The organism is Polaromonas sp. JS666 (assembly GCF_000013865.1).
Classification (GTDB): Bacteria; Pseudomonadota; Gammaproteobacteria; order Burkholderiales; family Burkholderiaceae_C; genus Polaromonas.
Map to the genome: position 1 here is coordinate 4,530,758 of NC_007948.1, position 18,480 is coordinate 4,549,237.

General features: G+C 63.4%; 20 protein-coding genes. 4 read left to right on the forward strand and 16 right to left on the reverse strand.

All coding sequences use genetic code 11. From position 1 onward, the window contains the following. Positions 1 to 114: 114 nt before the first annotated feature. Positions 115 to 759 (reverse strand): response regulator, encoded by a 645-nt coding sequence (locus BPRO_RS21470; protein ID WP_011485177.1) that lies wholly within the window; start codon positions 757 to 759, stop codon positions 115 to 117. After that, positions 756 to 1,949, reverse strand: coding sequence for a PAS domain-containing sensor histidine kinase (locus tag BPRO_RS21475; protein ID WP_232291442.1), 1,194 nt, complete (start codon positions 1,947 to 1,949; stop codon positions 756 to 758). Before BPRO_RS21475 ends, BPRO_RS21470 begins: the two co-directional genes overlap by 4 nt. A gap of 214 nt (positions 1,950 to 2,163) precedes the next feature. Between BPRO_RS21475 and BPRO_RS21480 the strand changes: the two genes are divergently transcribed. Next, on the forward strand, positions 2,164 to 2,631 hold the full coding sequence (locus tag BPRO_RS21480) for a universal stress protein (RefSeq protein ID WP_011485179.1): 468 nt from the start codon (positions 2,164 to 2,166) through the stop codon (positions 2,629 to 2,631). Between the two features lie 75 nt (positions 2,632 to 2,706). On the opposite strand, the gene BPRO_RS21485 is transcribed toward BPRO_RS21480, so the two are convergent. From BPRO_RS21485 to BPRO_RS21525, 9 genes are all read right to left on the reverse strand, one after another. Continuing rightward, on the reverse strand, positions 2,707 to 2,988 hold the full coding sequence (locus BPRO_RS21485) for a hypothetical protein (protein ID WP_011485180.1): 282 nt from the start codon (positions 2,986 to 2,988) through the stop codon (positions 2,707 to 2,709). A 23-nt stretch (positions 2,989 to 3,011) separates the two neighbouring features. Further along, positions 3,012 to 3,275, reverse strand: a complete 264-nt coding sequence (locus BPRO_RS21490; RefSeq protein WP_011485181.1) for a FixH family protein — start codon at positions 3,273 to 3,275, stop codon at positions 3,012 to 3,014. A 10-nt stretch (positions 3,276 to 3,285) separates the two neighbouring features. Then, on the reverse strand, positions 3,286 to 4,716 hold the full coding sequence (gene ccoG, locus BPRO_RS21495) for a cytochrome c oxidase accessory protein CcoG (protein WP_011485182.1): 1,431 nt from the start codon (positions 4,714 to 4,716) through the stop codon (positions 3,286 to 3,288). Positions 4,717 to 4,752: 36 nt separating this feature from the next. Continuing rightward, entirely contained in the window at positions 4,753 to 5,670 is a 918-nt protein-coding gene (ccoP, locus tag BPRO_RS21500; protein ID WP_011485183.1) for a cytochrome-c oxidase, cbb3-type subunit III, read from the reverse strand. 16 nt (positions 5,671 to 5,686) lie between these two features. Next, complete coding sequence (locus tag BPRO_RS21505) at positions 5,687 to 5,824, reverse strand: CcoQ/FixQ family Cbb3-type cytochrome c oxidase assembly chaperone (protein WP_011485184.1); 138 nt, start codon at positions 5,822 to 5,824, stop codon at positions 5,687 to 5,689. 12 nt (positions 5,825 to 5,836) lie between these two features. Further along, positions 5,837 to 6,484: a cytochrome-c oxidase, cbb3-type subunit II gene (gene ccoO, locus BPRO_RS21510; RefSeq protein WP_011485185.1), complete on the reverse strand. Its 648-nt coding sequence runs from the start codon at positions 6,482 to 6,484 to the stop codon at positions 5,837 to 5,839. Positions 6,485 to 6,497: 13 nt separating this feature from the next. Next, positions 6,498 to 7,931 (reverse strand): cytochrome-c oxidase, cbb3-type subunit I, encoded by a 1,434-nt coding sequence (gene ccoN, locus BPRO_RS21515; RefSeq protein WP_011485186.1) that lies wholly within the window; start codon positions 7,929 to 7,931, stop codon positions 6,498 to 6,500. Between the two features lie 63 nt (positions 7,932 to 7,994). Then, complete coding sequence (ccoS, locus tag BPRO_RS21520; RefSeq protein WP_011485187.1) at positions 7,995 to 8,132, reverse strand: cbb3-type cytochrome oxidase assembly protein CcoS; 138 nt, start codon at positions 8,130 to 8,132, stop codon at positions 7,995 to 7,997. Continuing rightward, positions 8,133 to 10,415, reverse strand: coding sequence for a heavy metal translocating P-type ATPase (locus BPRO_RS21525; RefSeq protein WP_011485188.1), 2,283 nt, complete (start codon positions 10,413 to 10,415; stop codon positions 8,133 to 8,135). A gap of 107 nt (positions 10,416 to 10,522) precedes the next feature. On the opposite strand from BPRO_RS21525, the gene BPRO_RS21530 reads away from it, so the two are divergent. Both BPRO_RS21530 and BPRO_RS21535 read left to right on the forward strand, forming a co-directional pair. Next, on the forward strand, positions 10,523 to 10,966 hold the full coding sequence (locus BPRO_RS21530) for a universal stress protein (RefSeq protein WP_011485189.1): 444 nt from the start codon (positions 10,523 to 10,525) through the stop codon (positions 10,964 to 10,966). A 27-nt stretch (positions 10,967 to 10,993) separates the two neighbouring features. Continuing rightward, positions 10,994 to 11,416 (forward strand): universal stress protein, encoded by a 423-nt coding sequence (locus BPRO_RS21535; RefSeq protein WP_011485190.1) that lies wholly within the window; start codon positions 10,994 to 10,996, stop codon positions 11,414 to 11,416. Between the two features lie 181 nt (positions 11,417 to 11,597). Here BPRO_RS21535 and BPRO_RS21540 read toward each other — a convergent pair whose 3' ends face one another. Continuing rightward, positions 11,598 to 12,695, reverse strand: coding sequence for a hypothetical protein (locus BPRO_RS21540; protein ID WP_157045846.1), 1,098 nt, complete (start codon positions 12,693 to 12,695; stop codon positions 11,598 to 11,600). Further along, positions 12,695 to 14,029, reverse strand: coding sequence for an AAA family ATPase (locus tag BPRO_RS28095; protein WP_198140956.1), 1,335 nt, complete (start codon positions 14,027 to 14,029; stop codon positions 12,695 to 12,697). The genes BPRO_RS21540 and BPRO_RS28095 overlap by 1 nt, the downstream gene beginning before the upstream one ends. Positions 14,030 to 15,172: 1,143 nt before the next feature. Here BPRO_RS28095 and BPRO_RS21550 point away from each other — a divergent pair. Further along, the gene (locus BPRO_RS21550; protein WP_041389003.1) at positions 15,173 to 15,388 is read left to right on the forward strand and encodes an NAD(P)-dependent oxidoreductase; all 216 of its coding nucleotides are present in this window, start codon (positions 15,173 to 15,175) and stop codon (positions 15,386 to 15,388) included. Positions 15,389 to 15,396: 8 nt separating this feature from the next. On the opposite strand, the gene BPRO_RS21555 is transcribed toward BPRO_RS21550, so the two are convergent. The 3 genes from BPRO_RS21555 to BPRO_RS21565 form a co-directional block, all read right to left on the reverse strand. Further along, entirely contained in the window at positions 15,397 to 16,233 is an 837-nt protein-coding gene (locus BPRO_RS21555; RefSeq protein WP_011485193.1) for a transporter substrate-binding domain-containing protein, read from the reverse strand. Positions 16,234 to 16,251: 18 nt separating this feature from the next. After that, positions 16,252 to 17,220, reverse strand: coding sequence for a Bug family tripartite tricarboxylate transporter substrate binding protein (locus BPRO_RS21560; RefSeq protein WP_011485194.1), 969 nt, complete (start codon positions 17,218 to 17,220; stop codon positions 16,252 to 16,254). Between the two features lie 80 nt (positions 17,221 to 17,300). After that, positions 17,301 to 18,374 (reverse strand): porin, encoded by a 1,074-nt coding sequence (locus tag BPRO_RS21565; RefSeq protein ID WP_011485195.1) that lies wholly within the window; start codon positions 18,372 to 18,374, stop codon positions 17,301 to 17,303. Positions 18,375 to 18,480 lie beyond the last annotated feature (106 nt).

The window sequence follows — 18,480 nt, forward strand, 5'->3', positions numbered from 1 at the left end:
CTGTGCCCGCGGCACGAATGCCAGACCATCGGCGCCGGTGGAAAATGCCCCTCGGCGCGTCCCTAAAATCGCCTCGGCCGGCGCCTCAGTGCGCCTAGGAATTTTCCGAGCGGGCTAGGGCTCGAACTGGTCGGTCAGGCCGTGCCGCATCGCGTAGCGGATCAACTCGCTTTGGTTATGCAGGCCCATCTTGTGCATCAGGTTGGCCTTGTGCGTGCTGACGGTCTTGACCGACAGGTTGAGCCGACCCGCAATCTCGGTCACCGACACCCCCGCGACCAGCAGGCGGAACACTTCGAATTCACGGTCCGACAGGCTTCCGTGCGCGGCGACCTCGCTGCCCGGCATGGCACCCAGGGCCAGCTGCTCGGCGACTTCGGCACTGATGAAAGCACCGCCGGCGGCGATCTTGCGGATGGCCTGCTCCAGCTGCGCCGGCGCGCTCTCCTTGGTCAGGTAGCCACTGGCGCCGGACTTGATGGCGCGCACGGCGTACTGCAGCTCCTGGTGCATGCTCAGCACCAGGATGCGCAGCTTGGGCTTCTCAGCACGGACCAGCTTGATCAACTCCATGCCGCTGCGCCCCGGCATGGACAGGTCCAGCATCAGTACGTCGAAGGCCAGTTCGCGCACGCGCTGCATGGCCTCGGCGCCATTGGCGGCTTCGCCCGCCACCTCCATGTCGTCGGCCGAGGAAATGATGCGTTTGAGACCTTCCCGCACAATGGCGTGGTCATCCACAATGACGATCCTGATCAATCCGCAGCTCCCACTTCCCGTATCGGGATCCGCACATCAATACGGGTTCCCTGCCCCGGCTGGCTGTCAATGGTGACCGCCCCCTTGAGCAACTGTGCGCGCTCGCGCAAGCCCAGAAGTCCCAGGGAGTTGGGGTTGCGCGGTGCGGCCAGCGAAAAACCCCGGCCGTTATCGGCGACACGCAGGGTGACCGCCTCCACCGTCCGCTCGATTTTTACTTCGACACGCGAGGCTTCGGCATGCTTGGCCACATTGGCCAGCGACTCCTGCACGATGCGGAACACCGCGGTGGCATAAGGCTCGTGCAGTTCCACCTCGTCATCCACCGAGAGCGTGCAGGCCACGCCGGAGCGCTGGCTGAAATTTTGAGCCAGCCATTCGATAGCCGGCCCCAGGCCCAGGTCGTCCAGCAACAGCGGGCGCAGGTCCGAGGCGATGCGGCGGGTGGCGGCGACCGTGGTGTCCAGCATAGCCAGCATGTCACCGAGCTTGGCTGCGGCCGCCTGCGCTCCCTCTGGCAGCTGGTCGCGCACCCAGATCGCGTCCATCTTGAGGGCTGTGAGCGACTGGGCCAGCTCGTCGTGCAGTTCCCGCGCAATGCGGGTCTTCTCGCCTTCGCGAATGGTGTGGGCCGCAGCGGCGAAGGCGCTCAGTTCTTCCTGGGCGCGCACCCGTTCGCTGACATCGCGCAGGATCACGGTGAACAGCTTGCCGTCCGCCGTGTCCAGTTGGGAGATGGAGGCCTCCATCGGGAATTCTTCACCGTTGGCGCGCTGCCCGTAAAGCACGGTGCCGTCGCCCATGCGCCTCGACGTGATGCCCGTGGCGGTAAAACGGCGGATATGCCCGGCATGGCTGGTGCGAAAGCGCTCCGGCATCAGCTTTTCCAGGTGTTCCCCCATCGCCTGTGCGCTCGGCCAGCCGAAGATTCTCTCAGCCGCACGGTTGTACAGCACGATGCGCTGTTCTTCGTCCACCGTAATGATGGCGTCCATGGCCGAGTCGAGCAGGCCCGCCAGCCGGGCGGCGGTGGCGTCCATTGCACTTGCACCTGCGGGACGCTGGACAGCTCCGCCGCCGGCACGGGCCAACTCGGGCGCGGCGGCCACCGACGGCAGGGACACGGTGGCGTCACCGACCCGCTCACGGCTGGTTGAGCTTGCTTTTCCCGGCGTTGTTTGGTTGAACACACGGTGATCTTACAACTCATGTCCGCCGAGCCTCCTGCCGCCGGGCTGTCGTCAGGAGGAAAAGAGGATGCTGAACGCATGCACAGTACCCCGCAGCCTCCCGGCGGCGATCCGGCCAACAAAGTATTTCCCCGCTTGATCGACATCAACCCGGCCCGACGGCAAGCGCTCCACACTGCAGGCATCAGGCCATCACCAGCAAAGGAGCCCCACCATGTACAAACGCATTCTCGTGCCCGTCGACGGTAGCGAAACCTCCAACAAGGCCCTGGTCACCGCATTGCAGTTCGCCAGGGACTTCGGCGGCCGGGTGCGGCTGGTCCATGTGGTGGAAGATCTGACCTACGTCACCGGCAACGACCCCTCTGGCTACTCGGGGGAACTGGCCACCGTCATGCGCGAAGCCGGCGAAAAGATCCTGGCCGGCGCCCTGGCCATTGCCCAATCGGCCGGCGTGGAAGCCGACTCCATGCTGTTCGACAAACCCGGCGAGCGGCTGGCGGAGACCGTGGCCGATGCGGCCAAGCGCTGGAACGCAGACCTGATCGTCGCAGGCACCCACGGCCGGCGCGGCCTGGGCCGCGTGCTCATGGGCAGCGGCGCGGAGCAGATTGTCCGCCTGGCACCGGTGCCCGTGCTGGTGGTGCGGCTACCTGAGAGCAGCCCGCCGTCACCCGCCTGAACCCCGTGACCCGGTGAATATCACGGCTCCTCAGCGACAGGGCAGCACGCCCTGCCTGCCGACCTGCTACTGCAGCTACTGCTGGGGGCAGCCGTCGGGCCGCTCGCCCGACGCCAGCGGGCAGCAGTTGACCTCGGCGGGCGGCATGCCCAGCAGCGCCGTCAGGGCACACGATGCGGCCCCCACTGCCCAGAAAACGAAGAAGCTCGCCGTATAGACGCCGGTGCGCGACCAGCCCAGCGCCGCCCCGGCCCAGCGCAGCTCGAACGGATCCACCACCGCGAAGACCAGCAGCTCCAGAATGCAGGCCGACAGGAAAGCGGGCCAGGCGACCCGCATGAGTTTCTGACTCCACATGGCATGTCTCCTTTTATTCCGGTCTATCGCGGTGCCGGGGCCGGCGGCGTGGCCGCATGGTTGCGCCCCTGCAGGGCCGGCATCAGGGCCTTGTCCCTGGCGAGGGTCTTGTTGATCTCCACGCCGCGCCGGTAGTAGTCCTCTGCGACGACCGGGTCAGGGCTGCGCACCGCGATCCACACCGTGACCAGGCCGGCAACGACCACCGCCACGGGGCCGGCGATCACCAGCCAGACAAGGCCGTGCCTCCACCAGGGAGGAGGAATGGCTTGGGGCAGGTCGTTCATGAAATATCTCCTAGCGGGGCACAAGGAACACGGACTTCTCGCTCACATGGGCATCACCCGCGATGTCGCCGATGCTGAACTGGATGGGGTGCGAGCCGGGGGTGGCCGAGCCGTAGGGGATTTGCAGCCGCACGGCGACCCAGCGGGATTCTGCCGGGCCGACCACGACCTCGGCATCCGAGGCCAGCGCCAGGCCGTCAAGTCCGTCGGCGGCAATGCGGTAGTGCTGCGGCTGCTCGGTGGCGTTCATGATCTGCAGCCGGTACACGTTCTCCAGCTTGCCGCCAGCCACGATGCGTGACAGCGCCGCGCGGTCGCGCACCACGTCGACCTTGAGCGGCATGCGGGCGACCAGGCTCCACAGCAGGCCCACGCACAGGGCCAGCAGGATGGCGCCGTAGACGAGCACGCGCGGACGCAGGACCTGCCGCCACATCTGCAGCCGGTTCCAGTGTTGGGCCAGCGCGTTCTGGGTGGTGAAGCGAATCAGGCCGCGCGGGTAGTTCATCTTGTCCATCACGCCATCGCAGGCGTCGATGCAGGCGGCGCAACCGATGCACTCGTACTGCAGGCCGTTGCGGATGTCGATGCCGGTCGGGCAGACCTGCACGCACAGGGTGCAGTCCACGCAGGCACCCAGCGACAGGGCGGCGAGGTCGGCCGTGCGGGAACGCGCACCGCGCGGTTCACCCCGGCCGCCGTCATAGCTGACGATCAGGGTGTCGCGGTCGAACATGGCGCTCTGAAAGCGCGCATAGGGACACATGTACTTGCACACCTGCTCGCGCAGGAATCCGGCATTGCCGTAAGTGGCCAGGCCATAGAAGCACACCCAGAACACCTCCCAGCCGCTCATGCGGGTTTGCAGGAACTGCATTCCGAGCTCGCGGACCGGCACGAAATAACCGACGAAGGTGAAACCGGTCCACATCGCCAGCCCCAGCCACAGGATGTGCTTGAACCACTTCTTGACCAGTTTTTCCAGCGACATCGGCGAGCCGTCCAGCCGCATCCGCAGGGTGCGGTCGCCCTCGACCTTGCGCTCTATCCACAGGAAGATTTCGGTGTACACGGTCTGGGGGCAGGCGAAGCCGCACCACAGGCGTCCGGCGACGGCGGTGAACAGGAACAGCGTGAGTGCGCTGACCACCAGCAGCCCGGTGAGGTAGATGAAATCCTGCGGGTACAGGACGTAGCCGAAGATGTAGAAGCGCCGCGCGCCCAGGTCAAACAGCACCGCCTGCCGCTGGCCCCACTCCAGCCAGGGCAGGCCGTAGAACACCAGCTGGGTCAGGATGACGCAAGCCACGCGCCAGCGAGCGAACAGGCCCGTGACCGAGCGCGGATAGACCTTCTTCTGCGCCTCGTACAGCGACTCCGTCTGCCCATGCGCCGCTTCGGGCACGATGGGTATGACTTTGCGACGTGTGGAAGATTGCAAGCGAAACTTTCTCTTCAGGATCTTTTCAGGGTCTCTTCAGGGTTTGGCCGGAAGGGGCTTGTTGGACATGCCCCAGATGTAAGCCGTCAGCACATGAAGCTGCGCTTCAGTCAGCTTGCCGAGCTGGGCCGGCATCTCGCTGGTCTTGCCCTTGTTGATCATGTTGATGATGGCCTGCTCGCCCCATCCGTGCAGCCAGACGTCATCGGCGAGGTTGGGCGCGCCCAGGGCCGGGTTGCCCTTGCCATCCACGCCGTGGCACGCGGCGCAGGCGCCGAACTTGCTCTTGCCCAGGGCCCCGCGCACGGAGTCGTGCGGGCTGCCCGACAGGCTCAACACATAGTTGGCGAGATTCTTCACATCGTCGGGCGTGCCCACCGCTGCCGCCATCGGCGGCATCTGGCCCTGCCGGCCGCGCGTCAGCGTTTCGGTGATCTTGTCCGGCGTACCGCCATGCAGCCAGTCGGCGTCGGTCAGATTGGGAAAGCCCTTGCTGCCGCGTGCGTCGGAGCCGTGGCACTGGGCACAGTTGTTCATAAAGAGGCGCTCGCCCACCGCCATGGCATTGGCATCACCGGCCAGTTCCTCGGTGGGCTTGGCGGTGAACTGAGAATACAGGGGGCCAAGCTCCTTGTTGGCGCGCTCTACTTCGACGGCGTACTCGCCCCGGGTGCTCCAGCCGAGCTGACCCTGATAAGCGCCCAGGCCGGGATAGGCCACCAGGTACGCCAGGGAAAACACAATGGTCAGCACGAACAGCCACACCCACCAGCGCGGCATGGGGTTGTTCATTTCGCGCAAATCGCCGTCCCACACATGGCCGGTGGTGTTGTCGGCGCTGGAGACAATCCGCTTGCGCGCAGTCACCCACAGCAGGACCAGGCAGGCCACGATACCCAACAGGGTCAGCGCCGCCACATACAGCGACCAGAAATTGCCGGTGAAATCACTCATCTAAAAACTCCCGGAGTCAGTCTTGTTCAAATGGCAGGCGCGCCGCTTCGTCGAAACGCTCGCGGTTGCCCCGTGAATACGCCCACCAGACAATGCCCAGGAAGGTGACGAGCGAGGCCAGGGTGGCCACGATGCGCAGGCTGTTGACGTCCATTTGTATTGCTCCTTATTTCAGGGCCAGGCCCAGCACCTGCAGATAGGCGACCAGGGCATCCATTTCGGTCTTGTCCCTGACGTCCTGCGCCGCCTCGGCGATCTGCGCATCGGCGTAGGGAACACCCACGCTGCGCAGGGCCCGCATCCGCGGCGCCATACCGGCGGCGTCCACCGTATTCCGTTCCAGCCAGGGGTAGGCCGGCATGTTGGACTCCGGCACCAGGTCGCGCGGGTTGTTCAGGTGAATGCGATGCCATTCGTCGCTGTACTTGCCGCCCACGCGGTGCAGGTCCGGCCCGGTGCGCTTGCTGCCCCACTGGAAGGGATGGTCATAGACAAACTCGCCGGCCACCGAATAGTGGCCATAGCGCAGGGTCTCGGCGCGAAACGGCCGGATCATCTGGGAGTGGCAGTTGTAGCAGCCCTCGCGCAGGTAGACGTCGCGCCCTGCCAGCTGCAGCGCCGTATAGGGTTTGACGCCCGTCACCGGCGCGGTGGTGGAGGTCTGGAAGAACAGCGGGACGATCTCCACCAGCCCGCCGACGGCGATGACCAGCAGGATCAGGACGATCATCAGGAAATTGTTGGTCTCGACCTTCTCGTGCGAGAAGCCGGCAGAGGCAGGGGCGGAAGCGGAAGAAGAGTGGTTATCGCTCATGTTGTGGGCTCCATCAGGCGGCTTGAGGCAGGGGGACGGCGGTGCGGACCGATTGCCCCTGCGCCACGGTCATCCAGGTATTCCATGCCATCACCAGCATGCCGCCCAGGTAAAGCAGTCCGCCCATGAAGCGAATGACGTAGAAGGGATAGGTGGCCTTCACCGACTCGACAAAGGTGTAGGTCAGGCTGCCGTCGGCATTGAGGGCGCGCCACATCAGGCCCTGCATCACGCCGGCGATCCACATGGCGGCGATGTACAGCACGATGCCGATGGTGGAGCCCCAGAAATGCACCTCGATCGCCGGGACGGAGTACATCTTCTTCTGGCCGAACAGGCGCGGAATCATGTAGTAGAGCGTGCCCATCGTGATCAGGCCCACCCAGCCCAGCGCGCCGGCGTGCACATGGCCCACCGTCCAGTCGGTGTAGTGCGACAGGGCGTTGACGGTCTTGATGGACATCAGCGGCCCCTCGAACGTGGCCATGCCATAAAACGACAGGGCGACGATCAGGAAGCGCAGGACCGGGTCGTCGCGCAGCTTGTGCCAGGCGCCGGACAGCGTCATGATGCCGTTGATCATGCCGCCCCAGCTGGGCGCCAGCAGGATCAGCGAGAACACCATGCCGACCGACTGCGTCCAGTCTGGCAGCGCCGTGTAGTGCAGGTGATGCGGGCCGGCCCACATGTAGGTGAAGATCAGCGCCCAGAAGTGGACGATGGACAGGCGGTAGCTGTACACCGGCCGCTCGGCCTGCTTCGGAACGAAGTAGTACATCATTCCCAGGAAGCCGGCGGTGAGAAAGAAGCCCACCGCGTTGTGGCCATACCACCACTGGATCATGGCGTCCTGCACACCGGCATAGGCCGAGTAGGACTTCATCCAGCCGGCGGGCACGGCCGCGCTGTTGACGAGGTGCAGAACGGCCACCGCCAGAATGAAGGAGCCGTAAAACCAGTTGGCCACATAGATGTGGCGAACCTTGCGCATACCGATGGTGCCGAAGAAAACGATGGCATAGGACACCCAGACCAGCGTGATCAGGATGTCGATGGGCCACTCCAGCTCGGCGTATTCCTTGCCCGAGGTATAGCCCAAGGGCAGGCTGACGGCGGCCGCGACGATGACGGCCTGCCAGCCCCAGAACGTGAACGCGGCCAGCTTGCCGGCGAACAGCGGGACATGGCAGGTGCGCTGCACCACGTAGTAACTGCTGCCGATCAGCGCACAACCGCCGAAGGCAAAGATCACGGCATTGGTGTGCAGCGGCCTGAGCCGGCCGTAGCTGAGCCAGGGAATGCCGAAGTTGAGTTCAGGCCAGGCCAGCTGGGCGGCAATGAACACGCCTACCAGCATGCCCACCACCCCCCAGACCACGGCCATCAGCGAGAACTGCCGCACGACCGTGTCGTTGTACTGGGCAGCGGAAGTTGGTTGATCGTTCATGGAGCACCTTTTTCTGGACGCTCCAAGTGTCCCCGCCGGGGGTGAAGGCCGAATTGATGAAAATCAATCCGATCGCAAAATGCGCTCGGCCTCCTGGTCGAGCGCCTCGAACTGGCCACGCCAGACAGCCCAGCCCAGCGCGCCGAGTATGAGCAACGCCAGCACGACCGACAGCGGAATCAGCAGGAAGAGGATGTCCATTCAAGCGGCTCCGGGAATACGCGCCAGCCGTGCCGAATTCAGCACCACCAGCAATGAACTGGCCGCCATGCCCAACCCGGCCAGCCAGGGTGGCATGAATCCGAGCACGGCCAGCGGCACGCAGACCGCGTTGTAGACGGCGGCCCACAGCAGGTTTTGCCGCACGACGGTCCGCGTGCGGCGCGCCTGCAGCAGCAAGGCAGGCACATCGGACAGCCGGCTGCCCAGCACCACGAAGTCGGACTTCGCCTGTGCCAGCGGCACGGCGTGCCCCATGGCCACCGACAGGTCTGCGCAGGCCAGCACCGGCCCGTCGTTCATGCCGTCGCCCACCATCGCAACGCGCCGGCCGCGCAGTTGCAGGGAGCGCACATGCGCCAGCTTGTCCTCCGGTGTGCGCTGACCGTAGGCCTCATCGATACCAGCGCGGGCGGCCAGCCGCAACACGGCACCACCCTGGTCGCCCGAGAGAAGCAGCACCCGCAGGCCCATCGCCTGCAGCCTGCCGACCGCAGGCCTGGCATCGGGCCGCAACGCCTCCTCAAATTCGAAGCTGGCCAGCCAGCCCCGCTCGTCGGCCAGGTGCACCTGCGGGCCATGGGCCGGCGTATCCTGCAGCGGCGCGCCGCAAAATGCGGCCGAACCCAGCCGCAACACGCGCCCTGCCGCACCCCCGGCGATCTGGCCCTGCAGTCCATGGCCGGCTATCTCCGTGATGTTCTCCGCGCCTGGTACTGCGCCAGCAACGGCCTGCACAATCGCGCGAGACACCGGGTGGTGCGAATGCTGCGCCAGCGCGGCCGCAAGATGCAGGGCCTGTGTCGGGTCTGTGCCCGGGCGGACCCGGCGCATGAGCACCGCCATACGGTCCTCGGTCAGCGTGCCGGTCTTGTCGAACACCACCGTGTCCACCGATGCGCCGGACTCCAGCGCCTGCAGGCGGCGCACCAGCACGCCGCGGCGCGCCAGCGCGCCTGCCGCGGCCAGCGTGGCGGCCGGCGTGGCCAGCGACAGCGCGCAGGGGCAGGTGACGATGAGGACGGCAACCGCCACGCTGATGGCATGCGCCGGATCCACCGGCCACCACCACAACGCCGCAGCGGCGCTGGCCAGCAGCACCCCCAGCAGGAAGGGGTTGGCAATGCGATCGGCAACCTGGGCCAGCCGCGGCTTTTGCACCGAGGCCTGCTCCATCAGCGCCACGATGCTGGCATACCGCGTCTCAGCACCCACGCGCTCCACCCGCACCAGCAGCAGGCCCGAGAGGTTGTGGCTGCCGGCGATCACCGCGCCACCGGCGCACCGCTGCAGCGGCGTGGATTCACCCGTCAGCAGGGCTTCGTCCACCCGGCTGTCGCCCGCAGTCACCGTGCCGTCGGCGGGAATGACTTCGCCCGGCAGCACACGGATCAGATCGCCCACGACGAGGCGCCGCAGGGCCACGCGCTCATACTGGCCGTCGGCCCCTTGCCGCTCCACACTGTCGGGCAGCCTGCGCATCAGCGCCTCCAGCGAGCCGGCCGTGCGGTCACGCAGGCGCTGCTCCAGCAGGCGGCCGGACAACAGGAAGAACACGAACATGGTCAACGAGTCGTACCAGACCTCGGCACCCCACGGCCCGGAAGCATCGAAGGTGGCGGCCGTGCTGGCACCAAAGGTGATGAGGATGCCCAGCGCCACCGGCACATCCATGCCGATGCGCCGGCCGCGCAGGTCACGCAGCGCCGTGGCAAAGAACGGCCAGCAGGAAAACAGCACGACCGGCAACGTCAGCACCCAGGAGGCCCAGCGCAGCAGCGCCTGCACATCCGGCGTGATCTCGCCGGGGCCGGCCACGTAGGCGGGCACGGCATACATCATCACCTGCATCATGCAAAAGCCCGCGACCAGCCAGCGCCAGAGCATCAGGCGCTGGGCCTGCAGCCGCGGCGCGGCCAGCAGCATGTCGCCCGCCGGCAGCGCCGTGTAGCCGGCCCGCTGCAGCGCGGCCATCCAGGCCGAGGGGCGGGTGCGCCCGGGCCGCCACACGAGGCGCGCCATCGCGGTCGCCCCATTGACCTGTACGCCGTCGACGTCCGGCAACTGGCCGAGTGCTTCCTCCACCGTGAGCGAGCAGGCAGCGCAGTGCATGCCGTCAATCGCGAGGTACGTCTCCCACCAGCCATCGCGCCCGGCCACGGGCCGGCTGAAGCCCTCCCATTCGGCGCGCTCGTCCAGCGCAGCCCAGGCGGCATTGATCGGGGCAACAGGCTCTGTGCCCAGGGCAAGGGTGGCAGTTTGCATGGGGCAAGGTTAACCAGCGCATCGAACCGTCCCGTTGATCTGGATCAATCCGGAACCGGACCCGTGCGCCTAAGCTGAAGGCGCTACCCAAAAAAAAGGAGAAGAACATGTACCAACGCATTCTTGTCGCAACCGATGGTTCCCCCCTCTCGAAAAAGGCCGTCCGCAGCGCGATCGGGCTGGCCACCGCGCTTGACGCCGAGCTCGTGGCGCTCAATGTCGTGCCACGCTATCCCATGAGCTATTTCGAGGGCAACGTGTCGATCTCGCTCCAGGAGGTCGGCCGCATCGAGAAGCAATGGGCCACCGAGGGCCAGGCCATGGTTGATGCGGTGCAGCAGGCCGCGCAGGCCGAAGGGCTCCGGGCCAAGGCCGTCGTCACGCGCTCCAACCTGGTGGCCGAGGCCATCATGGCCGCCGCCAGAAAACACAAGTGCGACCTGATCGTCATGGCCTCGCACGGCCGCAAGGGCATCAAGCGCGTGCTGCTGGGCAGCGAAACGCAGCATGTACTGGCGCACAGCACCACGCCCGTGTTAGTGTTGCGTTGAATTTGGTCCACCTGGAGGAGAAAAAAAATGAAAGTCCTGTTCGCCGCTGATGGCAGCAAATACACCAAGAAGGCCCTGGCCTTCCTCGTTACCCATGAAAGCCTGACCGGCCCCTCCGACGAGGTGGTCGTGCTCAATGTGCAGGCGCCGGTGCCGGGCCGCGTCAAGACCATGGTCGGCGCGGCCACGGTCAGCGCCTACCACAAGGACGAAGCGCTGAAGGTGCTGGATCCGATCGAGCGCTTCCTCAAGCGCCACAAGCTGCAGTACCGTGTGACCTGGACCATCGGATCGCCGGCGGCCGAAGTGGTACGCGCAGCGCAGCGCGAGAAGGCACACATGATCGTCATGGGCACCCACGGCCACGGCCTGATCGGCCGCGCCGTCATGGGCAGCGTGGCCCAGCGCGTGGTCACCGAAGCCGACATACCGGTGCTGCTGGTCAAGTAGACCGTTCAGCAATTGCCGCGATGCCGGCGGCTTGCTGATCTTGCCGATTCGTTTGAAGGGTCACCCTGCAGCAAAACAACGCTCGAAGTTCATTCGCGTGTTGAAGCGTTGCGGTGACGCCGTAGCGGGAATCCAGGATATCTTCAAGGGTCAAACGTGAAAGAGTTTCGCCTCTTCGCCCTCAAGCCCTAAGCGGTTGATCCGCCTGAGCCCAATCAAAGACTTGGGCTCCAACCTGCAGCCAGTCGTCCCAGTGTGCAGATGTCTTCATGCGCTCAATCTGTTTTGGAATACTGATGATGTCGCAATAGTCGAGAAACCGTTGAAGAACTAATGGGCCGATGCCTGGAACGATTCTGCAATCGCAAGGATGACTTGCACACTCATCGCCGCAGACCCTATCTTCAACGTCGCACTCGTTAACAACCTTGGACCAGAAACTTCTACGCTCTAAATTTGACTCGCGCGGTGAAGCTATCGAACCTGAAGTTCCTTGCTTCATGTCCATGTATTTCAAGATGTCTGGCCGCTTCGCTGCTGCAGAGGCAATTTCACCCAGCGGTTCAAACAAGCTAGCGTTCTCATTCGATGCCATGATCGAGTCGTACACCAGGTTGAACGGAAGCAGATTTTCCATTTCCCTAGAGGGCAGATCGAAGTGCATGCAAATCCAAGTTGCAGCGGCGGATTCGGCTGCGCATTCCCGACTTATGTGGCCGGGGCCCGCAGTGGGATGATCTCTGTCAGAGTCGGTAACCGCACAAGTGAATTTCTCGCGGGCGCTCAAAGTTTCTTGAAAGCAGTTCAATATTTCCGAGCCGCCTCCGTTGTGCGACATCAATGCCACTTCAAACGCGGAAAAATCGTTGGTCTTTCTATAGTGCAGCGCTGCATACTTCAACGCCGCGACATCTCTCGTGTTCTCAGCGAGAACCTCTGCCCGGAGCATCGGAACACCAGTCATGCGTTGAATTGGAGCGTGCCAGTTACCTTGATCGTCTCTGAACACTTGACTGCCTGAAGCTTCAATGATCAGCTTGGTACGAACAGATTGACGAACAGAACCTTTCACTGCGGAGTTAGAGCGAGCTCGTCTAACGGCTGCCTTTGCAGGCCCACTTAAATCTTGCTTAAGAAGCCAGGACAAAGTCCCGTTTGAGCCGTAAAGCACATGCCGTCCGTGAAACGACGCATCGGCAACCGCCTGCAACACAGAGCATGTAAGCAAATCAGGCTGAGGAAATGCCTCTGGTAACGAGTCAGAAAGTTCAATCCACATCACTCGATCTCCGGTTCAAAAAAACCGTAGGGCCAGTTTTGTAGCACCCCCTCAGCTGAAAAACTTGAGATTCTGACTTTGGTTGACGGTGAAGGTCCGCCGCTGGACTCGAAAAGAATGATTGAAACATCCTCTGCAGCTAGCCGCCCACTCTCCACAAGTTGACCAAGCCTGTTGACCAAGTGTTGACTGTGCGTTTCAACCAGGATCGATGGGGTTCTTGGTGATCGTGGGTTGGTTGCGCCGATAGTGCCCGCAAATACGTCGGCCAGTCTGGCCTGCGAATCAGGGTGTAGGTGCAGTTCAGGCTGCTCAAGAACAACCATCGAGGTCAACTGAGTCCAGCTCCCAGGCCGGGTTGTAGCCCAAAGCTGAGCGGCTATGGGCAGTACCTGAGAAATACCGAAACCCATGTCCGCAATATTGAATGGCTTGGGATCATTTTTCCCTTGGGCCATCACCATAACTTGATCACCTTGACGCTTAGGGAAGGCATCAACGTCGAGAAAAATTCTCACCCAGCTCCGAAAGTTCTTCAAGTCCGCTTCGCTAAGACTGTCGAGGAACATGGGAAGATTGCTGCCGTCCGCTTCGATCTCCGAGACGGAAAGGTCCAGCTTGCGGTAGTAGCGCTCGGCTGTCGCCCGCAATGGCTTTAGGTACCGAACTCCTTGAAAATAAGATCGCAGCGCGGCGTCTACTTGCCGGAATATTTCATCTGTGTGAGATACCAACAACGCGTGATGTAGCTGTGCAGCAATACTTTTTGTATTGCCTGACTGTGCAACCGCTCTCCAGCTGGGCGGCCCCGGAATTTCTACTAAAGCCTTTTCAATTTCCTCAACTGTACCCACTGGCACACGATTAGCGATTTTTCTGCATGTCACAGCGCTCGTATTCGAATGCACATGACGTCGGATGACTTGGGTAGGAAGGTCTTCCCAATGGTTTGCGGACTGTACCCAAGAGGCTGTACCCTTTGGGTCTTTTTGGTACAAATAAAAATAAATGAGAGGAAGAATGTCGCCTTGGAAAGTGACGGTGCCATGATCCTTTGTGATTGGGTCATACCTCTTACCGTTCACGAAAAACGGCGTGTTCATTGAGACTTCCTTACTCGGATCGATCGAGATTTCACCACCAAGCAACTTCACAGTCACATTCTTCGCGTGGCCGGTCTGCTGGGTGTCCTCCACCAGGGTGATCGATACCTCTGCCAAGGTCTTTCCGCGGCGTTGATGCCAAGGCACCGTGCCTTTTTTGGTCGGTCGCTCCACGTCAATGTGAAAAGTAAACCCGATCTCTTTTTCACCCTCGGTAACTGAGCGCTCCAAGGACCCGAAGTCCACTAGGTCGCCGAACCATAGAACGGGGGACTTTTTCTTCCGCTCAGAACTCTGGCGGAACAATGGAAAGATTCTGGCGAAGGTGCTTTTGCCAACACTGTTCCGTCCTAGCAGCACTGTGATCGGTGCAATACGCACTGCGGGCACGCAGCGCAGGCTTCGCAGATTCTTAACGCCTAAATGGCTTAACCCTCCCATACGATTCCCCTTTTTTCGCCATGTTACAGGATGTCACCGGGAAATATTGATGCGTGGATCCACTAGGTTGGTGCCAAATTCAAGGGCGCCACTGGCGGGGCGATGAATGAAGGCTGCGTGTGTGCAATCGGTTGTGACGGTTAGTGGGAGGGGTAAAAGCTCGCTACGACACTCCGCCCACTGGACTTACCCCCCACGTCTACCCCCACAAGATGCGAGCTTTGAAGACGCTATACCAATCCGCGTGAGACACAAAAAAGCCCCAAGTCATTGCTGGACTTGAGGCTCTGAATCACAGGAAAACGTCCTGAGACATTTGAGCGATGGCTGGGGCTGGATCGAAAACCACCTCGGAGGCCGCACCACCGCTAGTTCTCTCCCGCCGTCCGCCTCTAGGGGTACACCAAACTAGCGATTTCGCGGCATCAATGCGGCCGCAGCGTGATTCTGCCAGTGGCTGCAGATTTGAACAGCTCCAGATATTGCTCGCATTGACTGCGTTACGCCCAATTTTCTCTCTGCGGCTGGGACGCATCAACGGTGCTCTACCGGGAGGAACTGATAGTGCCGAAGCCGATGTCCGCTTCCGACCCAAGCAGACATCCTGAGCTAGCCGCTGGTAAGCACTGTGTCCCCGGCGGATGTGGAAATGCTCGCACGAACGTGAGGTGTCGAGGCCGGGGCGGAATCGCTGCTGGATCCATTGCTGCGGGCCCAAGAGACTGGCGCCCCCTCATTCCTAACTCGGAATGATGCTGATTTGCTATCGGCCTATGCTGAGAATGTCTGCTCACATACCGCATCGGCGAAGCTCACCACACGCCAAGTGGGTCTTTGCCGGGTCCACGGAAATGTGCAAAGTCCTTCACCAACAGGTCCACAAGGGCGTGGATCTTCGCCGGCAGTTGATTCATCGTCTGAACGACGACGTAGATGTCTGCCGAGGGTGATGTCGAGGCGCTGCGCGCGCGGCGTATCGCGGGGGCCTACCTGGATGCTTTCGCGCACGAGCGCCTGGCGGAAGATTCGCCGCTGTGGGCGCTTTCGAATGTGATCGTCACACCCCACAGCGCCGGCTTTTCCGACGGCAACGAGGAGCGCGCGGAGCCCTTGGTGAATCTGGCAGGCGGTGCCGTGGCGCGGCCCTGAGCTCGCGGCTACCGTGCGGGCGGCACTGTGCCGCGCTGCCCCGCGCGCATGGCCGCGCGTTCGAGTTCGCCGTTGCCGCGGACTTGCTCCGTAAAGGCCCGCAGGTAAGGCATGCCGGCGTCGCGGCCCTTGGGGATGGCCGGCGCGAGATGCTCCGTGCCCCAGCGGCCCTCCAGCACGCGCGCACCTGGCACCCGCTCCGCCAGCTCGAACAGAATGCCCTTGTTGGTCGCGTACGCATCGACCTCTTGGGCCTGAAGCGCCGCACGCGCGGCATCCAGCGTCGGGAAGCTACGCAGCCTGGCCTGCGTCAGGCGGGCGCCGAGCACCCGCTCGGAGGAGCTGCCCTGGCTGACGCCGACTGTGACACCTGGCTGGTCCAGCCGCTCGACCGCCGTGACGCGCGACGTGGACGGCACCAGCACGCCGAGTTCGAGGTCCACGAGTGTCGGCGCGAAATCCACCATGCGCGCACGTTCAGCCGTGGCGTTGGTGATCGTGAAATCCGCATCGCCGCGCTGCAGCGCAGCCAAAGCCTCCGCCAGGCGCGGGTAGACGGCGATTTGCACGGGCACGCCGAGCCTGACTGCCAGCGAGCGGCCGAGATCGACGCTGACACCCCGCATGCTCGCTGGCGGCGCCTGTTCGACCAGGGACGTGGGACTGCCCGGATAAACCGCAACACGCAGCGTACCGGTGGGCGCAAGCGCTGCGCGCGCCGCCGCCGTGGGCTCGGTCGGCGCTGGCACTGCTGCGCAGCCGCTGAGGGACACTGCAACGGCGAGCACAGCTGCCAGCAGGCGCCGACGGGAGGGATCCTCGCGGCGCTTCGAGAAAGAAGGCATGGTGAAACTCCGCATCGCTCAGTCCGGCTTGATCTGCGCTTCGCGGATCAGCCTGGCGTAGCGCGCGCTTTCGTCCTGCAACAGCTTCGTGAACTGCGCCGGCGAACCGGGCAGCACTTCACCGCCCGCTGAAGAGAGCCGCTGGCGGACGTCATCGGAGGCGAGCGCCTTCTGGACTTCCGCATGCAGCCGCGTGGCAATCGGCTGTGGCAGGCCGGCGGGTGCGATGACGCCGTACCAGACCGAAGCTTCGAAGCCCGGAAAGCCGGATTCCGCCACCGTCGGCACCTCCGGGAAAATGCCAGCGCGTTGCGGCGTCATGACGGCCAGCACGCGCAGCTTGCCGCTGCGCACATGCGGCTGCACCTCCAGCGCGTTGACTGCGACGGCCTGCACATGGCCGCCCAGCACGTCAGTAATCGCCTGCGAGCCGCCCTTGTAGGGCACGTGCGTGAACTTGATGCCCGCGACCCGCTCGAACAGTTCGATCGCCAGGTGCGGCGTCGAGCCGTTGCCGGGGGAGCCGTAACTGACCGGCGGATTGGCTTTGGCGGCCGCAATGAACTGCTGCAGGTTGCCGACCGGGGAAGTCGCTGCTACCGCCAGAACGACGGGGACACGCCCCACCAAGGCGATCGGCGTGACGTCCCTGGACAAGTTGTAGGGCGCCGGTTGGTAGAGCGTGACATTGGCCGCCAATGCGTTGGCGGCAAGCATCAAGGTGTGGCCGTCGGCCGGGCCCTCGATCAGGGCACGCACGGCCACATTGGTGCCGGCGCCGGGGCGGTTCTCCACCATCACCGGCTGCCCGAGGCTTGGCTGCAGCTGCTGCGCGATGGAGCGTGCAATCAGGTCGACCGCGCCGCCGGCGGTGTAGCCAACGATCATGCGAAGCGGCCTGGAGGGAAACGCGGGCTGGGCCGTCACGCCAGCAACCCCAAGGGGTCCGGCAAGAAGGGTCGCCAGGGCTTGTCGTCTATTCAACATGCAAGTGCCTTCTAAAGAAAAAAATGAAGCCTGGTTGCTTGTGCAAGAGGCTTCAAAACTGGAGAGCCTGGGGAGTACAGTTAGAACGCGTGCGTAATGCCCAGACTGACGCCATTGGACGTCGACTTGTTACCCGCCCCCAGGTAATTGCCCTTCCAGCGCGTTGTATCCAGCTCCAGGTACACCTTGCTGCGTCGCGAGAGCTTGTACTCGACGAAGGCGAGCAAGCGCTTGAAGCCGTCGTCGGGCTGCGCAGTGCGGCGGCGATCCACCTTGTAGTACCCGGCCAGGAGATCGATGGCGGGTGCAATGGAATAGTTGACGCCGCCGGCAACGATGCGGTTGGTAGCCTCGGCGGTCGCTGAGGTGAAGCCGCGGTTGTAACCCATGTTCGCCATGACGCGCAGCGACGGAAGTGCGAGCCAGCTGGCGCCCACGTTCGCGGCCGTCAACCGCCGGTCGTTGGCATCCTTGAAGCGGGTGTACGCCGTCGTGATCTTCAGCTCTTCCGTCAGGTAGTCGACTCCCAGTCCTGAAGTGCTTTTCCTGGAGGACGACTGCGCCACTTCGCCAAAGCTGTGCATCGCGCGAGCCACCACGGGGCCGATCGGAACCGAGTACTTGATCGAGTTGTTCTGCCGGTTCGACGCAGTACTGGAGCCCGTGGTGCCGTACTCGACACCGAGCTGATGGCCCGTGAGACTGACGTTCTGAATGTTCGGGTTCAGACCCGCGAACCTGAGCCCGATCGGGTCGGCAACGCCAGCGGAGTCAGCGAGCAATGTGTTCTGACGACCCACTGTCGTCGTACCCCACGCTCCGGCGAGTCCGACGGTCGAGGCGCGGTCAAAGTAGGTGACCGCATTGGCCTGAGTGCCCGTATCGACGTTGATTCCAGATTCCAGATTGAACGTCGCGCGCAGCCCGCCGCCAAGATCCTCGGTTCCGCGAAGGCCCCAGCGGCTCGTGGGGCCCACGCCGCTCGCAACAACGGTGGTGTCAACCGGCGATCGCCCGTAGGTACTCGTCAGGCCAGTCTGGGAGCGGACAGCCACATTGAGGATCCCGTACAGGGTCACCGAGGAAGCGGTTTGCGCCATGACTGGCATGGCAAGGGATACCGCTGCAGCGGCCAGAATTTGTCTCTTCGTCATCTTTCTTTTCCTTCTCCAAGTGGTTGTTGGGTTCTTCTGCAACGGTGATCGCTGCAGCCCGCCACACGCGGCACGGGCAGCTATGTCTGATGGGTTTGGTTGGCGC